23 protein-coding genes are annotated in these 25,335 nt (G+C 52.9%); 5 read left to right on the forward strand and 18 right to left on the reverse strand.

Features of this window, described 5'->3' with window-relative positions:
• Positions 1–3 precede the first annotated feature (3 nt).
• The 6 genes from GX659_05495 to rpsB form a co-directional block, all read right to left on the reverse strand.
• Entirely contained in the window at positions 4–798 is a 795-nt protein-coding gene (locus GX659_05495; GenBank protein NLD28243.1) for a phosphatidate cytidylyltransferase, read from the reverse strand.
• A 14-nt stretch (positions 799–812) separates the two neighbouring features.
• A complete protein-coding gene (gene uppS, locus GX659_05500; protein NLD28244.1) occupies positions 813–1,511 on the reverse strand; it encodes a di-trans,poly-cis-decaprenylcistransferase in 699 nt (232 codons plus the stop codon).
• 295 nt (positions 1,512–1,806) lie between these two features.
• Positions 1,807–2,364: a ribosome recycling factor gene (gene frr, locus GX659_05505; GenBank protein ID NLD28245.1), complete on the reverse strand. Its 558-nt coding sequence runs from the start codon at positions 2,362–2,364 to the stop codon at positions 1,807–1,809.
• The gene (locus GX659_05510; GenBank protein ID NLD28246.1) at positions 2,357–3,070 is read right to left on the reverse strand and encodes a UMP kinase; all 714 of its coding nucleotides are present in this window, start codon (positions 3,068–3,070) and stop codon (positions 2,357–2,359) included. Before GX659_05510 ends, frr begins: the two co-directional genes overlap by 8 nt.
• Before the next feature lie 103 nt (positions 3,071–3,173).
• Positions 3,174–4,043 (reverse strand): elongation factor Ts, encoded by an 870-nt coding sequence (locus GX659_05515; protein ID NLD28247.1) that lies wholly within the window; start codon positions 4,041–4,043, stop codon positions 3,174–3,176.
• Between the two features lie 376 nt (positions 4,044–4,419).
• Positions 4,420–5,325: a 30S ribosomal protein S2 gene (gene rpsB / locus GX659_05520; GenBank protein NLD28248.1), complete on the reverse strand. Its 906-nt coding sequence runs from the start codon at positions 5,323–5,325 to the stop codon at positions 4,420–4,422.
• Positions 5,326–5,763: 438 nt separating this feature from the next.
• Here rpsB and GX659_05525 point away from each other — a divergent pair, with 438 nt between their 5' ends.
• A complete protein-coding gene (locus tag GX659_05525) occupies positions 5,764–6,729 on the forward strand; it encodes a tetratricopeptide repeat protein (GenBank protein ID NLD28249.1) in 966 nt (321 codons plus the stop codon).
• Positions 6,730–7,059: 330 nt separating this feature from the next.
• On the opposite strand, the gene GX659_05530 is transcribed toward GX659_05525, so the two are convergent.
• Both GX659_05530 and GX659_05535 read right to left on the reverse strand, forming a co-directional pair.
• Positions 7,060–11,175 (reverse strand): hypothetical protein, encoded by a 4,116-nt coding sequence (locus GX659_05530; GenBank protein ID NLD28250.1) that lies wholly within the window; start codon positions 11,173–11,175, stop codon positions 7,060–7,062.
• 95 nt (positions 11,176–11,270) lie between these two features.
• Positions 11,271–12,278, reverse strand: a complete 1,008-nt coding sequence (locus GX659_05535) for a hypothetical protein (protein ID NLD28251.1) — start codon at positions 12,276–12,278, stop codon at positions 11,271–11,273.
• Positions 12,279–12,802: 524 nt separating this feature from the next.
• Between GX659_05535 and GX659_05540 the strand changes: the two genes are divergently transcribed.
• Positions 12,803–13,516, forward strand: a complete 714-nt coding sequence (locus GX659_05540) for a transposase (protein NLD28252.1) — start codon at positions 12,803–12,805, stop codon at positions 13,514–13,516.
• Positions 13,517–14,017: 501 nt separating this feature from the next.
• On the opposite strand, the gene rmuC is transcribed toward GX659_05540, so the two are convergent.
• From rmuC to GX659_05565, 5 genes are all read right to left on the reverse strand, one after another.
• Positions 14,018–15,196 carry a DNA recombination protein RmuC gene (gene rmuC, locus GX659_05545; protein NLD28253.1) on the reverse strand — a complete coding sequence of 393 codons (1,179 nt, stop codon included), beginning with the start codon at positions 15,194–15,196 and terminating at the stop codon, positions 14,018–14,020.
• A 72-nt stretch (positions 15,197–15,268) separates the two neighbouring features.
• The gene (locus GX659_05550) at positions 15,269–16,360 is read right to left on the reverse strand and encodes an AsmA family protein (protein ID NLD28254.1); all 1,092 of its coding nucleotides are present in this window, start codon (positions 16,358–16,360) and stop codon (positions 15,269–15,271) included.
• Between the two features lie 99 nt (positions 16,361–16,459).
• On the reverse strand, positions 16,460–16,909 hold the full coding sequence (mscL, locus tag GX659_05555; protein NLD28255.1) for a large-conductance mechanosensitive channel protein MscL: 450 nt from the start codon (positions 16,907–16,909) through the stop codon (positions 16,460–16,462).
• A gap of 16 nt (positions 16,910–16,925) precedes the next feature.
• Positions 16,926–17,381, reverse strand: a complete 456-nt coding sequence (locus GX659_05560; GenBank protein ID NLD28256.1) for a hypothetical protein — start codon at positions 17,379–17,381, stop codon at positions 16,926–16,928.
• Positions 17,366–17,809 carry a hypothetical protein gene (locus tag GX659_05565; protein ID NLD28257.1) on the reverse strand — a complete coding sequence of 148 codons (444 nt, stop codon included), beginning with the start codon at positions 17,807–17,809 and terminating at the stop codon, positions 17,366–17,368. Before GX659_05565 ends, GX659_05560 begins: the two co-directional genes overlap by 16 nt.
• A 120-nt stretch (positions 17,810–17,929) precedes the next feature.
• Here GX659_05565 and GX659_05570 point away from each other — a divergent pair, with 120 nt between their 5' ends.
• On the forward strand, positions 17,930–19,525 hold the full coding sequence (locus GX659_05570; protein NLD28258.1) for a peptide MFS transporter: 1,596 nt from the start codon (positions 17,930–17,932) through the stop codon (positions 19,523–19,525).
• A 97-nt stretch (positions 19,526–19,622) separates the two neighbouring features.
• Here the strand turns inward: GX659_05570 and GX659_05575 are convergent, their stop codons facing one another.
• From GX659_05575 to GX659_05590, 4 genes are all read right to left on the reverse strand, one after another.
• Entirely contained in the window at positions 19,623–19,988 is a 366-nt protein-coding gene (locus GX659_05575) for a hypothetical protein (GenBank protein NLD28259.1), read from the reverse strand.
• Positions 19,969–20,439: a PTS sugar transporter subunit IIA gene (locus GX659_05580; protein NLD28260.1), complete on the reverse strand. Its 471-nt coding sequence runs from the start codon at positions 20,437–20,439 to the stop codon at positions 19,969–19,971. Before GX659_05580 ends, GX659_05575 begins: the two co-directional genes overlap by 20 nt.
• A 67-nt stretch (positions 20,440–20,506) precedes the next feature.
• Complete coding sequence (locus GX659_05585; protein ID NLD28261.1) at positions 20,507–21,118, reverse strand: excisionase family DNA-binding protein; 612 nt, start codon at positions 21,116–21,118, stop codon at positions 20,507–20,509.
• 107 nt (positions 21,119–21,225) lie between these two features.
• Positions 21,226–22,485, reverse strand: coding sequence for an RsmB/NOP family class I SAM-dependent RNA methyltransferase (locus GX659_05590; GenBank protein NLD28262.1), 1,260 nt, complete (start codon positions 22,483–22,485; stop codon positions 21,226–21,228).
• 90 nt (positions 22,486–22,575) lie between these two features.
• Here GX659_05590 and GX659_05595 point away from each other — a divergent pair, with 90 nt between their 5' ends.
• Together GX659_05595 and GX659_05600 are read left to right on the forward strand one after the other, a co-directional pair.
• The gene (locus tag GX659_05595) at positions 22,576–23,310 is read left to right on the forward strand and encodes a hypothetical protein (GenBank protein NLD28263.1); all 735 of its coding nucleotides are present in this window, start codon (positions 22,576–22,578) and stop codon (positions 23,308–23,310) included.
• Positions 23,307–24,068 (forward strand): ABC transporter ATP-binding protein, encoded by a 762-nt coding sequence (locus GX659_05600; GenBank protein ID NLD28264.1) that lies wholly within the window; start codon positions 23,307–23,309, stop codon positions 24,066–24,068. Before GX659_05595 ends, GX659_05600 begins: the two co-directional genes overlap by 4 nt.
• Here the strand turns inward: GX659_05600 and GX659_05605 are convergent.
• Positions 24,030–25,322 (reverse strand): adenylosuccinate synthase, encoded by a 1,293-nt coding sequence (locus tag GX659_05605; protein NLD28265.1) that lies wholly within the window; start codon positions 25,320–25,322, stop codon positions 24,030–24,032. The genes GX659_05600 and GX659_05605 overlap by 39 nt on opposite strands.
• Positions 25,323–25,335: the final 13 nt, after the last annotated feature.

Consider the following 25,335-nt stretch of genomic DNA (forward strand, 5'->3'; position numbering starts at 1 on the left):
CCTCTAGCCGATGACGTACTTGAAATAGATGAATGCGAAGGGGGCGGTGAAAATAAGAGCGTCTAGCCTGTCCAGGATTCCACCATGCCCAGGTATTATGGAGCCGGAGTCCTTGACGCCGCAGCTGCGCTTGAACATCGACTCGATGAGATCGCCGAATGTCGAAGTTATCCAGATGACGGCGGCAAGACCGGCGGTGGCGACAGCGTCCATCTCGGGAAGCAGAAGCCATCTTATGAGGAACGCACCTGTCATCGATCCGGCGAGAGCCGCGAAAAAACCTTCCATCGTCTTGTTCGGGCTGACCATCGGCGCAAATTTATGTCTTCCGAAGCTTTTTCCCGCCACATATGCGAAGGTATCGCAAAGACACGCGGGGGCCATTGCAAGCAGAACCATCGAGTTGCCGAACGGCAACTCCCTTATCCAGGCCCAGAATGGAAATGCAATGCCGAGGTACATCATCCCAAGAGTCGCGAGGCCTATTCGGTCGGCAACCCCTTCGAGCCTCGGAGTTGAACGCATAAAAAGAACAGAGACTGTAAAAAGCATGGCGACGGATATCGAAATTATAGCGGCTGGGGTGTCGGTCATCCATATCATCGGAATCGCGGCGGCAAGAATGGCGGTGACGCAGATCTTTCTTTCAATTTTTTCCGCGAAGAACATCCTGGAAAACTCTATGCCGCCGAGGAGAGTTACAGCCAACAGCACACCCTTGAAGCCGGAAATGGGCAGGCACCATATGGCGGCGACGAAGACGAAACCCATAATTATAGCAGTGACAACCCTTGTCATCTCTCCCCCCGATGTCAGGCGCTTTGGCCGCTCACCTTGCCAAACCTTCGTTCGCGGGCTTTGTAGGATTCTATCGCCCTGTCCAGTTCGGCCGAATCGAAATCAGGCCATAGCGCTTCGGTAAAATAAAGCTCAGAGTAAGCTATCTGCCAGAGAAGAAAATTGCTGACGCGAAACTCCCCGCTTGTTCTTATCAGAAGATCGGGGTCGGGAATCCCGCGCGTGTCGAGCGCGGAGGTAAAATCCTCCTGCGTGACCTCCCCTTTTCCGCTCTTCAGCATGGCATTGACGGCGCGAAGGATCTCCTGCCTTCCTCCGTATGAAAGAGCTACGATCATCGTGATATCGGAACAGTGCGAGGTAAGCGCCTCCGTCTCCCTTATCTCACTACGAAGCTCGGCTGGCAGCCTCGCGATATCGCCTATCACACGAAAGCGGACTCCTTTTTCCACCATCCCCTTGCGCTTGCTGATCAGAAAATATCTCAAGAGCTGCATGAGAGCCAATATTTCATCGGAAGGACGCTGCCAGTTCTCGTCGGAAAATGCGTAGAGAGTTATATACTTCACACCCCGATTTTTGCAGTCCTCGATCACGCCCTCTATGCGCTCGGCTCCCTTGCGATGCCCCTCGGAGCGCGAAAGGTCGTTCTCCGCAGCCCATCTTCCGTTTCCATCCATTATGATGGCTATGTGTTTAGGCGTTTTTGGCATTTGGACCCTTAGTGGTTCGATCTTTTTCCGGGAACACGCACCGTTTGCGTCCCCAATTGGATACGGTTGAGGTTAAGGTTCCAGAAGCTAGAATCTAGAAGTGAGGAGCGTGATTTTCACGGTCGAGGTTTTTCTAGCTTCTGGCCTCTGCTTTGCCACTAGTTACGAGTCACCAGTCACAGCTGTCTCACAAACTTGCTCCGTCTGACAGAATCTCCTGCTTTTTACAGTCACAAACTTGCTCCGTCTGACAGAATCTCCTGCTTTTTCCACCAGTTACCAGTCACGACAGTAATCACACCGACATGATATCCTTTTCCTTATGGGTGACCGTCTCATCAACTTTCTTGATGAAGTCATCGGTGATCTTCTGAATCCTGTCGTATCCCGAACGCTCGTCGTCCTCGGTGATCTTCGAGTCCTTCTTGAGCCGTTTGAGCTCCTCGTTGGAATCGCGGCGCACGTTGCGGACTGCGACCTTGCAATCCTCAGCATGTTTTTTGACCAACTTGACCAGATCACGCCTGCGTTCCTCGTTGAGCGCCGGTATCGGAATACGGATTATCTTCCCATCGCTGATGGGATTCAACCCGAGCCCCGACTTGAGGATCGCCTTCTCTATCGCCTGACCTGCGGAGGCGTCCCACGGCTGAATCGCTATCGTGCGCGCATCCGGAATTGAAAGCGAAGAGAGCTGGTTGAGCGGCGTCATCGTGCCGTAGTACTCGACACGGACTTCATCCACCAGCGAAAGAGAGGCGCGGCCGGTGCGCAGCCTCGCCAGCTCGTGGTGAAGAGCGTCCATCGCCCTGCTCATCTTTGCTTCGGTTTCCTTGAAAATTTTGTCATCCATAAACCACCGTCCCTATTTTTTCGCCCTTCACCACCTTCGCAAGGTTGCCGGACTTGAATATGTCGAAGACGATGATGGGGATGTTGTGATCCATGCACATCGAAACAGCGGTAGAATCCATAACTTTAAGCTGATTTTTCAGAACGTCTATGAATGAAACGGAATCGAAACGTTTCGCGGAAGGATCATTCTTCGGATCGGCGGAATAAACTCCGTCGACCTTGGTTCCCTTGAGAATAGCCTCTGCACCGACCTCGAGAGCTCGGAGAGATGCTGCGGTGTCGGTAGAAAAAAACGGCGAGCCCGTTCCTCCGCAGAAGATCAGGACCCGCCCCTCCTTCATATCGCGTATCGCGCTGCGCCTGTCGAAGGAGTGAGCCACCCCTTCTATCGCGAGCGAACTCATCAGAACCGCGTCGAGCCCGGAACCGATCATCACCTCTTGAAGAGCGAGACCGTTGATGACGGTAGCAAGCATCCCCATCCGGTCGGCTTGCGCCTGGCAGATCCCGCCCTCTTTTGCGATGGGGGCGCCGCGGAAGATATTTCCGCCGCCGATGACGATGCCGATCTCTACGCCGAGATCGATCGCGCTGCGAACCTCCGAAACGAGCTTTGCAGCGGCATCGAGGGAAATCCCTTTTTCGACTCCCGGAGAGAGAAGAGCCTCACCGGAAAGTTTCAGGATGATTCTTCGGTATTTCATGCTCTCCCCCTTACCAGTCACAAAAACTTGCTCCGTCTGACAAAATCTTCCGCTTTTTCCACCAGTTACCAGTCACGAGTCGCTAGTCAACGGTCACGGCTTTTCAGTCTTTTCTCTTCTCAATCCCTTCCCCTACCTGGAACCTCACGAATGAATCGATCGTGATGGCCGAATCTATCTTCTTAAGCCAGCCCCCTACCGAGGACTTGCCGTCCGGGTCGCGGACATAGACCTGCTCACTCAGACAGATCTCGGTATAAAATTTGTTGATCTTTCCGCCGAGGATCTTCTCGAGTATCTCAGCCGGCTTTTTCGTCTCACCCATCTGCGCCAGCATTATTTCCTTTTCCTTGGCGATCACCGACTCCGGAACGTCGCTCTTATTGACGTACTGCGGATGCATCGCAGCGACGTGCATTGCAACTTCCCTGCCGGTCGTGTCATCGAGCTTTGCGTTTGGATCGTTGTAAACCACCACGACGCCGATCTTGGATCCGGCGTGTATGTATTGCGCGAGTTTTTTTCCTGCGCCGATCTCTACGCGGGCAAAGCGCCTGGCATTGATATTCTCGCCGATCTTGGCAACGACATCGGTCTGGATATCCTTCACGCTCTTGCCATCAACTGTAGTCGCAAGAAGCCCATCGAGATCGGCCGGATTCCTGTCGCGAACTATTTCCGTTACCCTTGAAACATAGCCGCGGAAGTCTTCGGTCTTGGTGACGAAGTCGGTTTCACAGTTGACCTCCACCAGAGTCGCGACTTTGCCATCGGCGGAGATATCGTGTCCGATGAGGCCGTCGGCTGCGACGCGCACGGACTTCTTCTCGGCGGTAGCGACTCCTTTTTTGCGCAGAGACTCTATCGCGGCTTCCATATCCCCATTGGATTCGGAAAGAGCCCTTTTGCAGTCCATCATTCCGGCGCCGGTTTTCTCCCTCAACTCTTTAACTATCTCTGATGATATCGTCATTATTGTTTTCCTTTCCGGGAGAGGCCTGCTCAATCACTCCCAAAGTAAATTTATTATGTCGTTTCTTTTCCGGAAACACGCACCGTTTGTGTCCCCAATTGGATACGGTTGAGGTTAAGGTTCCAGAAGCTAGAATCTAGAAGTGAGAAGCGTGATTTCCACGGTCGAGGTTTTTCTAGCTTCTAACCTCTCGCATCTGGCCTCTGTTTTTTCACCAGTTACGAGTCACGGTAACTCTTGCTCCGTCTGACAAAATCTTCCGATTTTTCCAGCAGTTACCAGTCACGAGTCAGCAGTCACGGCAGTAATCACACCGACACAAACTTGCTCCGTCTGACAGGATCTCCTGTTTTTTCCAGCAGTTACCAGTCGCCATTCACGGATTCTGATCGCTGCCAGCTTCGGTGGTCTCTTCGACCTTCACCTTGGCAAATTGTTCCGCATCAGCATCGCTCGCCGCCTCAGCAGTGGCGCCCCGCGCTACCCATGCACGCCCTCTGCCTGTGATCTTTTTCTCGCGTATCGCCGGACCTTTGAATTTCTGTTCCTTCGCCTGCTCGGCTGCCTGAGCCTCCTGCTCGCGCAGGGAGATCTCACGCCTCCTGTTTCCATCTTCGCAGGCATCGGCGATTATCTTCGAAAAATACTGTATGGAGCGAATCGCGTCGTCATTGCCGGGGATGATATAATCGATCCCCTCAGGGTCGCTGTTGGTATCGATGAGCGCTATCACGGGGATGCCGAGCTTGTTCGCCTCTTTTTTAGCGATTATCTCGCTGCTCGGGTCGATCAGAAAAACCGCGCCGGGAATCTTCTTCATCATCTTGATTCCGCCGAGGGAGAATTCGAGCTTTTCGATCTCGCGTTCGATCTGGAGGGCTTCCTTCTTGGTCAATTTCTCGAGCTCGCCCTTCTCGCGCTTCTCGACGAGATCGTTGAGGCGGTCGATGGACTGCCGGATCGTGCGGAAGTTGGTGAGCATCCCGCCCAGCCAGCGGTTGGAGACGTAGAACTGCCCGACCCTCTTGGCTTCGGACTCGACGACATCCTTGGCCTGCTTTTTCGTTCCGACGAAGAGGATGCTGTTGCCAAGCGCGACCGTATCGGCGACGAACTTGTAGGCATCGCGTGCCAGAGAGGCCGTCTGATCGAGATCGATGATGTGGATCCCATCCCTTGCGGCGAAGATGTATGGACGCATCTTCGGATTCCAGCGGCGGGTCTGATGTCCGAAATGGACGCCCGCTTCCAGCATGTCTTTCACCTGCACTTCAACTGTCATACCTTACTCCTTTGGTTTAAACCTTTAGGAGGCCCTCGCGCCGCGGCCGGACAAACCCGGCAAACGGAACCAAAGGGAGGGCCCCTTTTGGGATTTTGGCCTTTTCAATGAGCTCTCTACTACAAAGCTCGGAAAGTCGCGCTGGACTATCACGTAACTGGTTAATACGCAATAGAAATATGTCCATTTGTTGTACCCAAGTGAACTTGTCAGGGTAATTGACCACGTGATTATGTCAGGGTCATGAAAAGGCAAAGGTGACAGGTGTTTTCTATCAGACGGAGCAAATTAATATCCTGTGTAACATCCTGTGATATCATTATTTTTTCTTTCCTCCGTCTGACGCAAAAACTTGCTCCGTCTGACAAAAACTTTCTGACAAAAACTTCTCCCTCTCTCTTTGACAGAAACCCCCTTGAAATGTAGTATAGCCGCCATATGAAGAAAAAACCCTTTATTTTACAAATAACTACAATCGTAGCGCTGGCGGCGCTCTCAATTCCAACAACTCTCCCGGCGCAGATGCTCGGAGAGGCCCCTATCCCCTCCCCATCCGCTTCTCCGCCGCCGAGAGGGCCTGGAGAGGCCGGAAAACCTGTAAGTGAGGGGCAGCCGCAATCTATCGCAGACACGATAGCCATTCCGAAGCCCCCCGAAGGGGGCAGGGATGAAAGCGCCGCAAAACCGGCCTCAACCGAGATCAACCCGCTGACCCAAAAGGACTACAGCTGGTATCTGAAATCCGGAGATAAATCCCCTAAATGGAACGAATTCATAGAGCCGGCTTTCCAGAGCTTCGACAGCGGAAACTTCGCCACCGCCGGGATATTTCTCCAGCGCGCCTACGACGCAGGCTGCCGCGATCCGCTCATCCTTTTTCGCCTGGCCCTGATAAAGGAGAGCCGCGAAGGATACATAGAGGCGGCCAATATGTACCTCGAGGCGGCAAAGGGCGTGGAAAAACGATATCCCGGCCACCCTATATCGCGCGGCATACACAAGCACGTCGGGCGCTCGCTCTATAAGGTCGATAGACCGGCCGAGGCCCTCCCCTTCATCACGGAGGCGCTGCGCCACTCACCCAATGATTTCATGATGCTGCTGATGGCGGGGCAGATCCTTCGCAGCATCGGAGAAAATGACAAAGCACGAATCGCACTTGAAAAGGCGCTGACGGTGGAAAGGCCGGCAGGGAGCGACGGGCTCGACTCGATAAGGCCTGTGCTCCACGAGCTGATTCTGGCGACCTTTGCGCTGCAAAATGTGGGGATGTGCTCGAAATATGTGGAGCAGATGACTTCACTTGATCCGTCAGATCAGGTCGCGTCGATATACCGCAGAAAGATAGCTGAAATCGAAAACAAACGCCGCGAACGTGAATTGATAAAGAGGCTGACGGAATAGGCAGATCAACTTAACCTTACCCTCAGCCTTAACCTGTTTTTTCACAAAAACTTGCTCCGTCTGACAAAATCTCCCGCTTTTTCCACCAGTTCCATCAGTTCCAGCCACGGCAGAAGTACTTTCCTCCGTCTGACGCAAAATCCTCCTCCGTCTGCCACCAGCCACCAGCCACGGCAGTAAACACGGCAGTAAAAAAGAACCCCGGGGAGCTTTCGCCACGCCCGGGGCCTTTGGGGGAGCTATTTAAACTTCCTAACCCTCTACCTCCCGTCCAGCCTTCCTTATATGGAGGTCTCACGCGAGACCATCCTCCCTAATCCCGTCCTTTTCTCAAGCAGGGGTCTTCCTGATCCTCCTGGCAGCAGCCTTCACCGCCAGTATCATCATTCCGAACAGGTAGAACATGCTGCTCGGTGATCCGCTCGCGGAACCTGACAGCGAGCAGCCTTCGTTTCTGGTCGTCGCCATCGAAAGGTTGGCCATGTTGCCGCCGATTTCCTCGCCGTCGGACACGCCATCTAAGTCGGAGTCGATGTTCAGCGGATCGGTTTCCAACCATTCGCCGCGCTCATTGCGATCGCGCTGACCATTGCAGTTGAAGTCTTCGCCGAGTCCGTTGAAGAATCCATCCGGCAATCCGTCACCATCGGTATCCATGAGCGTTGCGTCGGTCTCATTAGAGTCCCTCTTATGATCGGCGTTCTTGTTCTCACCGAGGCTGTATATCTCTTCACCCAGGTGGTTCCTGATCATCATCGGGCCATCCGGTATGCAGTCGCCATCGGTATCCCACTGACGCGGATCGGAGCCGTAGGCCGCTTCATTGCCATCGCTCACGCCGTCGCCATCGGTGTCGGGCATATCAGGGTTGATATCGCCGGCATCCGGATCGTAGGTGCAATCAAAGTGTGCCTTAAGAGTGCTGCCATCTTTGAACACCCTAAGATCCTTGCTGAGCTTGTACTCTTCGAGCACCATCTGGAAATTGACCTCCGCTCCATCCCATATTCCATCGTTGTCGGAATCGGCAAGGTTTGGATCGGTGCCGAGGATCTTCTCGCAGCTATCTGTGAGACCATCGTTGTCGCTGTCCCTGCCTCTATTCAGAACAGTGGTGGCTTTGCAGTTCGTATCAGGGTTGAGTCCGCAACCTTCGAATTCATCTATATCATTAACACCGTCGTTGTCGGAATCCCACATGCATGGATTGGTGCTAAACCAGTCAACGAATGAACCGTTGTATTCTTCAGCATCCGGAATTCCATCGCCGTCGGAATCGACAGACCTCGGGTTGGAGCCTACTGCAATCTTGCCGATGGTATCCCAAACATTATCATCCATGATCGCGTTGATGAAGAGCTGGCCTACAAAGATGTCGCCGCTTACTTCCTGATAATCGGTCAATCCGTCACCATCGGTGTCGGGGTTCGTCGGGTCGGTATCGAGCTTCATCGCACCGACGCAGCCCTCAGAACCTATCACCAGCGTCGTAACGTTTGTAAAGAGGCCATCGCCGTCCCTGTCCTCCTGACCATCCAGAAGCCCGTCGCCATCGGTATCTGGGTTTCTCGGATTGGTGTAGTACTCGTCGCGAACCGGATAGCGCTTTTCATTAAAGTCTGTTATTCCGTCGCCGTCGGTATCGGCAAGCATCGGGTTGGTTTCCATAGAGTTGACATCTTCATAGGTCATGTTGACTAACTTGCCATCGGCCGAAAATTTGGAGGATAAGGATCCGTCGAAGCCCTTACCATCGAGGTTGAGGTCTTCTTCGTAATCATACTGCAACAGCAACAATCTCAGCTGATAAAATTTCAGCTTACCATCGAGGTTGAGGTCTTCTTCGTAATCATACAGCCCGTCCTGATCGCGATCCCATATGAAGGCCCTGATCTTGTGAAGAGGGTTCTTGGTGTAGAGGTCCGCATAGACATCGCAGCCGTAGTCCCTCTTAGGATCCTTGGTAGGATCGTATAAATGTTGGCTTCCCGCTCCCCTGCTTTCTGGGCACACATCGTACAAATCTTCAATACCATCGCCGTCGGAGTCCGCCTCCCAATACTTTAGTTCGTCTCCAGTAGGGCAGGTCATGCTGGGCTGCTCTACGCAGTCCGGTATGCCGTCGCCGTCCATATCGCCCTGACAGATCTCGCGTAGGAACAAGTTCTTGTCGCCGTCATAGTTCATCACATCCGTGAAAAAGAGCGGCTGGGTTCCATCCATCACATACCCTGTGGGCATGCCGGTGCCCGAGTCTGTCTCGACATATTTGGGATCGATACCCCAGAGTACGTCCTTAACCCTCACAACTGTGCATTTCGTCTCACCCTTGCAGGCCTCTTTGGTATTTTCTGCAGTACTGAAGAGCGGGCAGAGATCGACGTCGTCTCTAAATGTATCTCCATCCGTGTCAGGATTACCAGGATCAAGCTCATAGTTGCCAATATCGCGGACACCATTGAAGTTCTCCTTCGCACCGAGGCTTACGTTGCGGCAGGCATAGGAGTGAATCGTCCTCTTGTATTCAACTCCCTGGGAGTCGGTCTGTGTCCCCTCAGCCAAAGGTGCCATAAAATTGGCCCCTCTTTCCGGCGTGCCAAACACTCTGGAACATGTCTGATCGGAGCAATAGACGTTATAGAGATCGTAACCTACGCCGAGGATCTGTTCATGTCCGGAGCTAAGAGAACATTCAACTGGTTTGCCGTTCTCATCCTTCACAGCATTGCTGATGCTGAAGGTAGTATTAAGGGAGACATTAAAGAGGTAGTTCTTCGATCTGAAAGATCCCACGCCGAAGTTGAAGTTCTGATTTCTGTCTTCCTGTCCGTCCAGGAGACCGTCCCCATCGACGTCGGGGATCAGGGCGTTAAGAACCTTCTCCTCAACTCCATCCACATCAAGGATGCTATAGTTCCGCTCAAACGGAGTGCCATCCGGTATGCCGTCGTTGTCGCTGTCGGCATTGAAGTATGAGGTTTCGCCGGCGTCTACGCGACAGTTGCGGTTTATATCTTCATCATCATCGGACTTTCCGTCGCCGTCTGTATCCCACCACTGATCGCCTTCAACGAGAGGCTCGCCGCGGATATTTTTGCCGCAGGACTCCAGATCGCCATAAAAGCGGAGCTGACAACAGTGGTTATAACCTTGCATCCTCTTGCCGTTAACGCCGGTAAGCCAGTTGTTCGGATCATCATCGTCGCCGTTTCCATCTGGGCATTCTACCTGACCTTCTTCATCCTCGTCGTCCATCGAGATCACATTTGAAGCATTGCCGAGGCCACCGTTCGCAAGAACAGGGACAAGTACGACATTTTCAAACTCCACCGGGAGATAAACCTTGAAGATTTTCGTCTTCTTATTGAGCCCGAGAAAGCTGGTATCGCTGGCGTAATCCCTTGGAATTAAGTACGCAACTAATTTTCCATTTTGTTTGACACTTTCTCCAGTATCGACATCTTCTCCAACACCTCCAGTGCTGAAAACCAATATGCGATCGATAGTTTTACCCTCACCGCAGGCATCCTCAGAATCAGCAGATGCGCTGACAACCTTGCCTACCACTTTTACATGCGTAAGATTTCCCGACTCATCCCTCTTGTAATTTTTGCTCATCAACTTGACTTTATAGGGGATAGCCGATTCTATCCAGTTCTCGACCTGCGTAATAGTCATAGCGGAATCTTCACTCACCGAAGCGTAGCCATTTTCGTTATCATCGCCAACCGCGCCATTAGGAATAATGGCATTGTTGGCCTGTGGATTTGAGTTATCCATAACAATTGCACGCGTAAGGTTGCTAAGTGAAGCATTTGCCATGATTGTGTTTCCAGCAGAACTATCTGCTATAACTATTCCGTCGGAACCACCGTTGATCGTAACACCGTCTATCATTGCGTCATTGCCGTTGATGCATATGCCTTTTTTAGTTCCGGCGTTTATGATCTCAATGTTCCCTATTTCAACATCATTGGCATCCGTCGTAATATCGATGACGCATGAATACTTGTCAGGAATATTCTTGGCATCGAGGACCGTCTTTTTGCCTTCGACGAACTCATCGCACTTTCCATCTTTATCATCGTCGGCCTTGCAGCCACCCTTTATTACGAAGGGCTTGTCGGAGCCGCCATTGTGCCTGATTATAAGAGGGCTTCTCATGAAGATGGTATCGTCCGGCTTTACCGCCAGGGCGATTTCCTCACCGCACGCGTAGTGCGGGCTTTCTCCGCCGAGGTTTGCCGACTGGATGGCTATCGGCAGGGTCAAATTCTCACTTGGGGTACTGATATCCCACTGAGAATTTGTAACCGTGCAATGAGTGATGCTCATGCGAGGCTTCTTGAATGAGGCCATCGCTGAAGAAGATACGAGCATGACGGCGGCAACCGTCATTGCTAAAATCAATCTGCTCGCTCTTACCATTTCTATTTTGATAACCATATTTCCTCCAATCAACATTCTCCCCCTTGCGGAATTTCTTTTCATTTTCTTTCAGCATCGGAGCTGGATTTTAATTCCAGCCCCGCCGTTCATTCTCACTTCCACGTGGCCCGCAGAACAAAACCTCCGTTTACATTAAAGCCGTCTCCGCCTCCGGGAGAAACACGGCCTTGGACCTCTTGGACATCCGAATTCGTCGCCTTAAATGAAATTTGCGTCATGCCGGGGATATCCGGCGAAAAAATTAGTTGGAAGCCCGGTATTAAAAAAGCCCTTTCTCCGGCCTTTATCTTTACGCCCAATCTGAGGGCGAGATCCAGGAACCCCATAAATTCCGAAACAACTCCCGAATCTGGGAGAACGACGTTATTGACGTATCTGCCGCCGACAATGGCGCTTATATCCGCATCAAAAGCCGCCTTTTCACTCCCTATTGTTCCGCCGATTCCAACCATTCCATAAGCGCCAATACCCACTTTGGGATATTGATCGATCATGTCTGAAGCGTTATAGTGGGTGCCGGTAACCGGAACTTCCAACCCAACACCGAAAACGGCTTTCCATCCCTTCATATTGGTTCCCGAGAAGTAATAAGCTCCCTCGAATCCGATCCTGGGATTGAAAACAAGCTGTCCGCCTGAGCCTTCGTCGCTATAATCCCCGTTCGCGGTGAATGTGCTCCCGTCGCTAATCAGGGCCTTCGCACCGTTGAGGGTTATCAACAGGCCTAGTTCCCATTTGCTATCCGATGGCGCCTTGGGTTCGGAGGGAGTTTTTTCGAGTTCTGCGTTGATCTCGCTTATCTCGGCATCTGTAATTTTGGCCACTTCGTAAAATTTTTTGTAGATGGGGCCAACTGCGGGAGGAAGAGATGACAGAGAGTTGAAATGATCGACGCAAGTGTTGGCAAAGGCAAACCTATCGTCTTCGTATTGCAGATCTTTAGAAAATTCAAGGTATTCAGCTTCAGTTACTGCATTTGCATCTGCATCTGCATAGGAGAAGCAGCCATCCCCGATTCTTCTAATAAAATTCTTGAAAGCACTATCTGATTCCAGACTCCCCAGCGTTCTTTGCGTTGCGTTTGATGCGGCTGCTGACATATCTTCCTCCTTTGAATTCCCCCAAGAATAGTTTAAAAGCTCTAAAGACTCTTCTCCGTATCCTTCCATCTTCATTATCGGAGGAGTTTGAAAAAAGTTGCGGCATTTCTACCAACTATTTCCCCCCCACGTCAGACGGAGCAAAAATCCCCTAGTTTGCCCCCAGAATCGGAGTCGCCCCCTCGCCGACATGTCAAGCGAACTAATTGATTTTTAAGGTGTTTTTTCGGCACACCCCTCCCCCTTTCGTCAGACGGAGCAGGGGTTTCGTCAGGCGGAGGACGCTTCGTCCTTCGTCCTTTCGTCAGACGGAGCAAAAAGCCTTAACTGGTATTTGTCAGACGGATCAGCAGACGGAGCAGAATCGACCAGATACAGATATATAATGTAGTGTGTAGTGGAGCATAATCGGCCAGATGTAGTGAAATCATACATCTCACTGTCGCAGCTTTTCAGCTAAACCATCCCTGCGTGCATTTTATCCCATAATACCAGTGGCATGATGCTTGCTCTCGTCAGCCAGCATGGCTTATTTGCCTAGATACGAAATCATCTACGACAACGCTTTCTTCCACGTCACCTGGCAGTGCCACAACAAAGACTGGCTCATGCGGTGGGAATGGGCAAAACGAGCATACTACGACCTCCTCCTGAAATATAAGGACCGATATGGAGTCAAAATTCACTCATATAACTTTATGGATAACCACCCGCATATCGCCGGACATCTCGAGAATAAGGAACAATTTTCCGCGTTCTTTCGTCTCGTAAACAGCCGCTTTGCCAAAATAGTGAATAAAAGGCTTTCGAGGCGTGGGCAGGTCGTCATGGACCGTTTTAAATCTCCTGTCATAGAATCGGACAGTCAGATGCTCACAGTGATGGCATACATCGATCTGAATCAGCATAGAGTAAAAAAGGTGAAGGATCCAAAAGACAACGAGTGGTCTTCTTACAGATATTATGCATATGGAAAAGAGGATCCGCTGATAACGCCTTCTCCCTCATATCTCGCATTAAGCGAGGATCCCATGGAAAGACGGCGTGAATATCTCGCCATCGTCAAATCGCTGATAGAACACCGTAAGCAGCTGAACATCTCCCATACGCACTTCATAGGAAATCCGGAATGGGTGTTTAAAAAATACCGTGAACTGTGCACGCGGCTCGGTCGCCAGATAAACGAGGTAATGTTTCTGAGACTTACAAGTCCGCCCGAGTTAGAGTTACAAGAATAGAAGAAATCAAAAATTATTTTATCCTGAAACCCTTAATCGAAAAAGATGCGCGGTGCTTTATCCAAAATGGATCATCGCTGATCATTTTGGACTGCAAACTACATATTGAACAATCCGCTAACTGAACGATCTATTGAAAATCATTCTTTTGAGGATGCCAGGGAGTCCCACTCATGGATTTGGCAGAGATCATGGAGGCTCTTAACTTAGCCTAACGCAATTCTGCTCCGTCTGACGGTGTTGCCTAACGCAATTCTGCTCCGTCTGACGGTGTTTGTGTTTGTGCTCCGTTTCTCCGTCTGACGGTGTTATGGCTCCGTCTGACGGTGTTTATTTCTCCGTCTGACGGTGTTATGCTCCGTCTGACGGTGTTGCCTAACGCAATTCTGCTCCGTCTGACGGTGTTTTGCTCCGTCTGACGGTGTTCGTCTGACGGTGTTTATTGTGACGTCTGTGCTCCGTTTGACGGTGGGGTTTGACGGTGGGGTTCGGCGAGGTTGATTATTGCTGCAACGAACGGGAATTATGTTCGACAGGATCTACAGAAGGGACCTCGGCATCGGCCTCGCGCGTCGCGCCAAGCTCCTTCAGCGTCCGCGCGCCAGGGACGAGTTTGTGCTCCCAAGAACCTACCGCCTTGTTGAAGCTCTCGACGGCGCGATCCAGGCTGCCCCCGACCTTCGAAAAATGCTCCGCAAAATTTTGCAACCTCTCGTAGAGGCTCTTCCCCGCCTCGGAAATCTTCTGAGCATTCTCAGCGAGCCGCTCCTGATTCCATCCGAGGGCCACGACGCGCAAAAGCGCGATCAGCGATGTAGGCGTCGCAATCAGGACCTTGCTGGCCCAGCCGTCCTCGATCAGCTTGCGATCCGCCTCGAGCGCCGCTGAAAAAAACGATTCCCCCGGGATGAAAAGGACCACGAAGTCCGGAGAATTTTCAAACTGCGCCCAGTAGGACTTCAGCGAAAGACGCTTGATATGATCCCGCACCGCCTGCGCGTGCGCCAAAAGATGTGCCTGTCGCGAATTTTCGTCGGAGGCCTCGAGCGCCTTCATATAGCAATCGATCGGGGCCTTGGCATCGACCACGACCGTCTTGCCCGCCGGCATGCGAACTACCATATCCGGACGAAGTTTGCCATCACCCCCATCGACGGAAAACTGCTCGTCGAAATCGCAGTAAGCCGACATGCCGGACAGCTCCGCTACGCGCCGCAACGTAAGTTCACCCCAGCGCCCGCGCGCCGCAGGATTTTTCAGCGCGGTCGCAAGAGAGCTGGTTTCGATGGATAGGCGCGCCTGCCCCGCCTCGACGCTCTTTAGCATCCCCTTTATTCCTCCGTAGGCCTCCTCGCGTTTTCCCTCGATATCCGATATCGCGCGATCGAGACGCTCCAGAGCATCTTTGAGAGGACGCACCTGCTCGCCGAGCTTCGGCTCGGCCTGTTTGATGAACTCGTCGCGACTCTCCTTGAGGACCTTCGATGATACCCCCTCGAAAAGCCGTTCAAGATTCGAAAGATTTTCGCGCTCGCGATCGAGCCCCTCTTTGGCATCCTGCGCACGCTGATTGGCTATCTGAATCCTTCCCTCATATTCCTTTTTGCGAAGGAGATAAAAAACAGCGACAGCGGCAGCGCCAAGAACCATTCCGATCAGAAGATATATTATTGATGTCATAACCGATATCTAAGTAAAGGCGCCCTCATTGGCAAGAAAATTGGGGAGAGAAACGGCTTGTGTCCCCAATTGTTACCTTTTGAATATATTCCTTATCCCCTCCTTGATTGGCGCAATTTTTTTCACCCGCTCAAGCGCCTTCTCGGGCAGAGATGCCGAGACGCGGCGCAGTATCTCATCGGCGATCCCTCTCGAAAGCTCGGCGGAGACTGAAAACTTTCCGGTCGAGAGGTCGCCGCTCACGGCGGTATCGACCTCGATAGGAGCGCGATTCAACCGCAGGAACTGATTTATCAGTTCCCCCTTCCCTCCCCCTCCCGCCTCAAGCCCGTATATCGTCGCATGATGAGATGAAGTGAGAAGATTTTTCACGGCCTTCCCCTTGCTGCTCACCTCAATCGAGCCGGCCGCTATTTCAAATGGGACGGAGCCGGCATAAAAAGATGAGAAGGCGGTGATCGGGGTGCTGGAGAGCCCGCCCGCCACATCAAACGATATGGAATCGCCGAGGAGATCAGCCATCCCCTCAACCGATAGTTTTCCGCCAGTCCCCCCTACCTTTCCCTCCATCTCTATCCCGGTCGGCAGCTCCCCCTCCTTGCGCGCGGCCCTGATATCCTCGATGGAGATATCCACCTCCCGAAGCTCCAGGTTCTGACCATTCACATCGTTGCGATATAAAACGCGACCATCCTCGATTTCAACATCATCTACAACGAGCTCCCACCCCTTCCCCGCTGCTTCATCTCCTTTTTTCCCCTCCCCCTTCGCCGGAGACTCGCGCTCCCCAAGATCGAGGGCATCCCAGTTCGCGGATTTCCTCCCGGTGATCACATAGTTTATCTCCGGCTTTTTCAGCTCCACCTTTTTGGCGCGCAGTTTGCCGCGCAGGAGATCGAAAGGCGCGACGCTTATGAAAAGTTTTTCAGCGCTGGCGAGCAGAAACTGAGGCTCTTCCTTCCCCGCGGGATAGATCTTGATTTCCTTGAGCGAGAGGCTCGCGGAAAAAATTCCCAGCGAATAACCTCCGATGTCGAGGGCGAGCCCAGCGACATCATGCCGCCTCTCCTCGATCATCCTCCTTGCCGCCAGCGATCCGTACAAAGCCACGGCGATCAGCAAGAGAAGGAGCGCTGCCAAAATCATCATCAGTTTTTTCTTCATAGCGCGGTCATTATCCCTTCAGAAAGGAGAGGTGTAAACCGAAATGCTGCCGACCCCTGCAGTGTCGCAGATCGCACATGCCGCTCTTCCGCGAAAAACTTACACAAGCTCCGTAAGCTCGGATGTGCAATTCGGGCACCTGCAGGCGTCGATCGATATCGAAGATATGCAGTACGGACATTTTTTCGTGTCCGGCGACTCCGGCGGCCCTTTGCGCCTCAACATATTCATCTGCGAAATCAGGATGAAGATCGCAAATGCGATTATCAGAAAATTGACCACGTTGTTGATGAAGATGCCGTAGTTGAGGGTCGAGGCCCCGGCAGCCTGTGCCTGAGCCAGCGTGTCATAGCTACCGCCGGAAAGCGTAATGAAAAGGTTGCTGAAATCCACTCTCCCGATCAAAAGCCCGAGCGGCGGCATTATTACATCGGCGACGAGGGATGAAACTATCTTCCCGAAGGCCGCACCTATGATGATTCCGACAGCCATATCGATCATGTTTCCCATAATCGCAAATTCTTTGAACTCCTTCAGGAACCTCGACATATCTCCCTCCTTGTAGCTAAGGTTTAAAGATCCTCAAACCAGCTCCGCCGCGCCCACCGACTATCGCCCTGCAGAAATCGCCGCTCAGGGATTTAACTCTCACCCCCGTCGATATCGTATCGATCTGATATTCGGTCGCCGATCCTTCGCCGCCGGATTTTTTCCTCTTCGAGGGGGGCTTCTTGCCGGGTTGTTCTTTGGCCGGTTCTATCACTATGAGATTGCCGACGAACCTCTCCTCGACGCTGTAGCTGACCTTTTTACGATCCCGATCCTGCGCGCTTACTCCCCCTTCGCCTCCATCTATGACGATTCTTCCCTTGATGGGTAGCGCCTTGGGGGGGCGCTGCATCATCTCCATGGTCTCCTGATCGAATTCGATCCTCTCGTTATCCTCATCGTTTATGCTTCGCCCTCCTTCACCAGAGCCTCTGCGTCCGCCGCGCAACCTGTCCATTATTGACTCGTCCAAAATAAGGGTGTCCCCTCTGGGAGAGCGTTCGCTTCGAGATCCATCGTCGCGCAGCTCCTCACCGAGGAGGCCGGACATCGGATCGCCACCCCTCTCGATCTTCTGTCGGCTGATTCCATTTCCTCATGCCCAACCGGGGCCCTAGCACTGGCAACTCCGCTGTCGAAATCGGCGCGGGCATCGTTGATGAGCTTTCGTCTGCGCTCCATCTCTTTTTCAGGGGTCTTTGCAGGGGCAATATCCGGGACCCTTTTGCCGGTAATCGCGGAGGATGCGACGGAGGCGGCCCGAATCGCATCCTCCATCTGAGAACGCATGTCCGCCGCGCCGCGAAGTTCCGGCGGAATCGGATCGGCAGCCATCAGACCGGTGCACGGCAAAATAAAAGCGACTATCCAGAACATCGCGATAAAGGCAATCTTCTTCATATCCTCACCTCGGGGAGACAAGCGGTTCGTGTCTCGGGGTGGGGTCTAGCAATTTCTATAGCGCTAGTCCAGTTTCATCCTTGCGCTCGATGAAAGGAGTGATATAGGGGAAAAAACCCGATGGCAAATAAAGACAACGGAGGTCACATGAGCGAAGAGAGGGAGCAGATCCCGCAGAGGGCCACCTTCAGCGAGGCCCTGAAAAAGACCTGGCAGGAAACCAAAGAGACATTCGGCGGGGTAATTCGAGCGCCGCGAGCGTTGTGGGGATTGAACTTCGCCGACGTCATAGTGCAGGGGCTTGCATATTTCGGCCTTCTCACCATACTCGGCAAATTCCTCTCGGAAAACGTAGCCCTCTCCGACCTCCATGCCGGATGGATCTACAGTTTTCTGACCGGCGGATTCACCTTCGCAATGCTCTTCCTCGGCGGAGTATGCGACAGGATCGGCGTCCGAAAGGCGCTGGCAATTTCAATACTCCTGATCGCCGCCGGATTTCTCGTCCTCTCGCTATCGAGCACACTCAACATGGACACGGGACTGATGTCCCCCACCTTCTACACAGTCCTCATCGCGATCTTCATCATGGTGATCGGAAACGGGATGCTGCAGCCGACGATGTACGCCGGCGTAAAACAGTTCACCAACGAGAAGACATCGGCGGTCGGTTACGCCATGATCTACGGCCTGATGAATCTCGGCGCATTTCTCGCGGGCCTGATATCGCCGCTTGTCCGCCGCAGCTCCGAAACGACCTTCCCGCCGAACGGAATACCCGGAGTTCTCTGGGTATATACCGCTCTGACCATAGTGACGCTGGTCGTGGTGATGTTCATCCTCACCAAGAGGACGGTGGAAAAATCCACGCTCACGCAGATAAGCGAGACGAAGGAGGAAAGGGATGCGAAAGCCGCCATCCCGAAGATGTTGACGGTGATCATGGCGCTGGCTGCGATCGCATCCTTCGCAATCTACATGGCCACGAAGAATCCCCTCTGGTATGTCCCGACCGGGGCCTTCGCGCTGATGGCCATCTGGGATTTTCTCAGGAAACGACCCGACCACCCGTTCCGCGACAGCAAGTTCACATTCTTCATCTTCATACTCATACCGGTGCAAACGCTCTTCGCTCACCAGTGGCTGACGATACCGTATTACATCGACCGCGCCTTCGCGGGAACGACGATCGGAAACAACTTCGAGTTCTTCTCGAACATAAACCCGATCCTGATCTTCTTCCTCTGCCCGATGGTCGCCGTGATGACAAGCCGTGCAAATGTCTATAGAATGATGATCGTCGGAACGTTGGTGATGGCGCTGCCTACATTCTTCCTCGCCATCGGCCCAAATCCGGCGATGCTCCTCGCATATATAGTCTTAATGACCGTGGGCGAAGCGATGTGGCAACCACGCTTCTTGCAGTTTGCAGCCCAGATCGCCCCGAAGGGAAAAACCGGCGTCTATATGGGGGTGGCGCAGTTCCCGTGGTTTTTGACAAAGGTGATCACCGGCCTGTATTCTGGATGGTTTCTCGCGAAATATTGTCCGAAGCCGGAGCTCGGGCTCGCGCTTAACACCGAGACGATGTGGTTCATCTACGGCCTGATAGCGCTCATATCTCCGCTGGCCCTGATGCTTGCCAAAAAATGGATAGGGCAAGAGATGCACGAACGCGCAACCGCAACATGCACCTGCTCCGAGGAGCGCTGCTGAAAAGATGTCAACTCGCAACTGAATGCGAAAATCCCCCATCCCGAAAGGATGGGGGATTTTTTATTTGTCTTGTCAGAGGGGGAAACTGCGAAGCGGCCTACCCCTTGATCGGCATGAATCTGCCGACCGGGAGGGTGAAGAGGACGCCTATTCCGTCCTCATCGCAATCGCCGCAAACCTCTTTCACGAGCGCCATCGCCTTTTCGACCTGTTCCCTGTCGGCCACGGAAAATACCATGTGAGTATCGAACTCGAGGCCGGGAAGCATATCCTTCAGACTGGCGAAAATCGGGACGTCGGATGAGAGCACCTGCCCCATCCCTCGACCTCCGACGACGGTGGCCCCCCTGATTCCGATATCGACAAAACCGGTGAGGATTTCGTCGAGAAACTTCGCCTGTTTTATCACCAAGACTATGAGTTCCAATGTTCCTCCAGAGCGTTCATCCCACGCATTTTTCATCCGCCGCCAAGAAAGCCTCTCTCAGCGCATCCTCATCCTTCGCCTCCATTATCTCCGCGAGAATCGCGTCGCGCGAACATATCCTCGCCACCCTGGCAAGCATGCGAAGGTGTCCATCCGCCATTCCCTCCGGACTGAGTATCATCACTATCAGAGAAACTTTTTTGCGGTCCACCGAGTTGAAATCGATCGGCTCTTTAAGGGTAGCTACAGCCATGACCGTGGAGTCGAGCCCTTCAGAGACCGTAGCGTGAGGGATGGCAATCCCCTTGCCTATCCCGGTCGAACTCTCCTGTTCGCGGATCAGGATATCTTTCAGCACCGACTCGACCTCGAGATCCGGAATCGACGCGCGAAGTTTTCGCAGCATCATCCTCAAAGCGACGTCACGGGTCGGCGCATCGGTCTCCGCGATTATGACTGCGTTTTGAATGAATGGAGCAAGCCTCATATATCACCCGTTTTAGTTGCAGGGATTTTATATATGAATCCAAAAAGGAAAGACCAGATATTTCGGCTCAGGCATCCCTTTTATTTCGATGGGAACGAACACCCTTTTTGGGCAATATCATAGGCTCTATCGACTCGTAGATCTCAACCTTGTCGATCGGCTCCTTGAAAAAAAAGTCGGCGGCGCAAGAAGCGCCGACATCCGAAAGGGAATCCGGGGCGGATCTGATGCCGATAACGCCTATCTTCGCATGCTTTAAGGCGCTGCGCTTTTTTACATGCGAGCAGATCCTCGCAGCATCGACGCCGGGAAGCTGGCTGTTGATTATGAAGATATCGGGCTTTCTCGATTCCACGAGGGAGCCCGCCTCGAATGGATCCTTGGTGGAATACAGATCGATCTTGTCGGAATAGCGGTTCAGCGAATCGCTGAAAAGGCGGGTAAAATTGCCGTTGTCGAGGATGAGAACCCTCCGTTTGTTCCCCCCATCCTTATCCGCAATCGGGATTCCGTACTCCCTCGAAAAACTTTCGAGGTCGGAAGACTTGATACGGAGGTGTCCGCCGGCGGTCCTGTATGCGGAGAGCATATTCCGCTTGATCCAGTTTTTGATCGTGTTGTAACTCACGCTGCAAAGGGATGCTGCCTCGAATGTCGTGAGTATATCCTTCCTGACCATTGCACTGCCTCCGTCACTTAGTTAAAGATTTACTTTAATTATTTGAGGCATTCCTCCTGTCCTTTAGATGATATTATTAATATAATTCTCGTTAACAGGCAACCTTTTTATACGAAATTTTCCCCTGAGAGGTAGAAGGAAGCTACGAAAAAGCCATCCCAATCCCCTCGCGATGGATCGATCCTCAAAAAACCTTCCGGCGTTATAAACTCTTCAAGATATCCTCGAAAAGTTCCCCCTATTTCTGAAATCGGCCCCGGAGAAAGGGGGAGATTTTTTAAAATCCAGAGCGCCTGCTCCTCGTTCTCCTCGGGGAATATGCTGCAGGTAAGATATACGAACCTTCCGCCGGGAGCGAGCCACGCTACCGCGGATTTCAGGATATCTCTCTGCAGCGATACGCTCCGCGCTATCGTGGAATCGGTGACGCGCCACCTCACATCCGGATTCCTTCTGATCGTTCCGCTCCCCGTACAAGGGGCATCGACGAGGATGAGGTCGAATTTGCCGCGAAGATCTCCCCTCTTCGAAAGTTCCTTAGAACCTATCACATCTATCGCGGCACCAGCGCGCCTCGCCCTCTTTTTCAATTCGGAGAGCTTTCCCGAATCGGGATCCGATGCGACTATTCGAGCCGATCCCCCTGCCAACATCGCAAGCATGAGGGATTTTCCCCCTGCGCCTGCACAAAGGTCCAGAATGTTCCTGCCCCCCGCCCCCGCTGCGACGAGGGTGGCGAGCTGGCTCCCCTCGTCCTGAACCTCCACCAACCCCTCCCTGTATGCGGAAGATTCGCGCAGATTCACGCGCTGCGGAATTCTTATTCCGAAGGGGGAATGCCCCGTCGGCAGCGCATCGATTCCGTCGGTCCGCAGCCTTGAAATTGCATCCTCCCTTTTCCCCTTGAGGAGGTTCGCGCGAAGCGACGGGGGGATAGGGCGGTTCATCATCTCGCACGCATCGAAACTCCTCGAAGGATACATCGCGACGATTCTCGAATAGAAGATCTGCGGCATTGAGAGATAGGACTGGAGGCCGCCGGGAAATGACCTCTCGAAAGGGGCGCTAAAATCGACCTTTTTCAGAAAAGCGAGATGATGAGGAAGCTCCGTAGAAGCCCCCTGCCAAAAGAGGTAACAGATGACCCTGTCGAGAATCGAAGGCTTGACGACACCCGCCATCGACAGCCAGGCATCGAGCCTCATCTGCCAGCGGGTCACCCCGAAGACCGCTTCGGAGATCTCCCTCCTGGCGCGGCTTCCGAGCGATTTGTGCCGCAGGAAATATTCCGCCGCTATCCTGTCCATCGGCTTAGGTTCGATCTGAAAGGCCCTGAGTATGGCGGCCGCATGTTCCGGCGTATTCATAAAACCCCCTCCATCCCAAGGAGATAGACAATTTTTTGACTCGAGTCCAGCGCCGTGCTAGCAGGACCGCCACCGAAGGAAGGAAGAGGCATGCACCACAGTTTCCTTGACGCTCTCAGCTACAGCGACGGCCCGCTGCACGGATGGGATCCGCGTGTGAAACTCATGGCCGCCCTCGTTACGATCTTCTGCACCGCAAGCACCCCCTTCCCGCGTTTCGGAGCGCTCGCCGCTACAATCCTGATACTGATGGCGATTTCCACATTCGCAAAACTTCCTCCGCTACAGATCGTAAAAAAAATATCGATGGTCCTCCCCTTCGTTCTAATAGCCTCTATTTCGCTGATCATAGCGGACTCTGAAAATCGCGCGGAGATTCTGGCAAGGCTGATCTTTCTGATAATGAAAGCAGCTGCATCGGTGGGAGCCCTGATAATCCTGTCATCCACGACAAAATTTCACGAAACGCTAAAGGGGATGCGGTGGATAGGAATTCCGCGGATAATCACCGCCCTGATATCATTCATGTACAGCTTCGAATTCATACTGATAGATGAATTCCAGAGGCTCAGCACAGGCAGAAAAAGCAGAGATGTAGCGCCAGGAATTATTCTGACATGGCGCAGCCGGGCATGGATGCTCGGAACATTTTTCATCCGCAGCATGGAGAGATCGGCGCGAATCCATAACGCGATGCTCGCGCGCGGATACTGCGGCGAGATAAAATCCTTCGACAGCTCGTCGCCGGTGCCGTCTAACCAGATTGCGATGGCCACCATCTACAGCGCAATGCTGATATTGATCAGATCAGGAGTCGTACTATGACAGCTCATATAGAAATACGGGGGCTCGACTATTCCTATCCCGATGGAAGTCGCGCGCTCTCCGGAATAAACCTGCGGATCGAAAAAGGTGAAAAAGTAGCGCTGATCGGATCCAACGGAGCAGGGAAATCCACGCTCCTTCTGCACCTGAACGGAACCCTTCGGGGCAGCGGACGCATATCGATAGACGGAGTCACGATAGAGGATTCCTCGATACGGGAGATACGCAAAAAGGTGGGGTTGATATTTCAGGACCCGAACGACCAGCTATTCTGCCCTACCGTCGAGGAGGATGTGGCCTTTGGCCCGATGCATTTTTCAATTCCCAAAAATGAACTCAGCGAGTTGGTAATATCCTCTCTAGATGAGGTCGGAATGAGGGGGCTTGCAAAGCGCCCTTCACACCACTTGAGTCTCGGGGAACGCCGCAGGGTCAGCATCGCCGCGGTGCTGTCGATGAAACCGGAAATACTGGCTCTCGACGAACCGGCATCCGCCCTGGATCCAAAGCGCAAAAGGTGGCTGATCGATTTTCTTAGATCGAGCACGCTGACCACCCTTCTGGCCACTCACGATTTGATGATGGCATTCGAGCTCTGCGACAGAACGATAATATTACGCGAAGGCAAAATAACTTTCGACGGAAGGACGAAGGAAATCGCATCCAACGCCGATCTCCTGTTGCAAAACGACCTCGAAATTCCTGTCATGCCCGCGGTACTAGGCGGAAAACGGGTCCTTCACCACGATGGAAGATGATCTCTCCACGCCTACGGATACGACGGAAATTTCTGCGCCTATGAGCTCCTCCATTCTGTTGAGATATGCGACAGCGGAGGAGGGAAGATCAGAGATCTTTTTAGCGGCGGATATATCCTCCTCCCAGCCGGGGAGTTCCTCGTAAACGGGCTCTATGCGGTCGAAGCGCGATGCCACCGAAGGAAGAAACTCGAAAATTCTTCCGTTTATCCTGTAGCCAATACATACTTTAAGCTTCTTCAAGCCGGAAAGAACATCGAGTTTGGTGATAGTAAGTTTGGTCACGCCGTTGATTCTCGCCGCATGGCGCGCGACTACGGCGTCGAACCATCCGCATCGACGTTTCCTTCCGGTCGTCGCCCCGACTTCTCCGCCCTTCTCCTGCATATATTCGCCGATCTCGTCGTCAAGCTCGGTGGGGAAGGGGCCGTTTCCCACCCTCGTAGTATAGGCCTTCGCGATTCCCATCACATCATCTATCGCGGTGGGTCCGATGCCGGATCCAGTGCAGGCTGCTCCGGCCGCCGTATTGGAGGATGTCACGAAGGGATACGTTCCATGATCTACGTCCAGCATCGCCCCCTGAGCCCCCTCAAACAAAATGTTTTTGCCGGAGGAGATATGTGAATGAATGATAAAATCCGTATCGACGATATGACTTGAAAGCCTATCCGACCAAATCTTCGCCTCCGCCGCCATTTTTTCCACATCTAACGGTTCGCCTCCGAGCTCCGCTATCTGTGAATTTTTAAACTGCATTACCTCGCGCAGACTCTCCCTGAATGATGCAAAGTCAACCAACTCTCCGGCGCGAAGCCCAAGCCTCGCGGCCTTATCCTCATAACAGGGACCTATCCCACGGCCTGTGGTCCCTATCGAGGCACCACCGAGAGCCTGTTCGCGAAGGGCATCTATCACCTTGTGATAAGGCATCACCAGATGTGCACGCTCGCTTATCGAGAGCCTCCCCGAATCGGAGAGAAAACCGCCCGCGACGAGTCCTTCAATCTCGCTTATCAGCGAAGATGGATCGAGAGCCACGCCGTTTCCTATCACGCAGGAACAGCGCTCGTGTAGAATTCCGGATGGAACGAGATGAAGGACCGATTTCTTCCCATCGACCACGACTGTGTGGCCAGCATTCGCACCCCCCTGAAACCGCACGACCAGATCCACGGAGGGGGTAAGAAGATCTATTATCTTACCTTTTCCTTCATCGCCCCATTGCATTCCTACGACGACGATATTCGGCATTGAAAATCCTTTC

The sequence above is a fragment of the Myxococcales bacterium genome, assembly GCA_012513515.1.
In the GTDB taxonomy this organism is placed as follows: Bacteria; UBA10199; UBA10199; order 2-02-FULL-44-16; family JAAZCA01; genus JAAZCA01.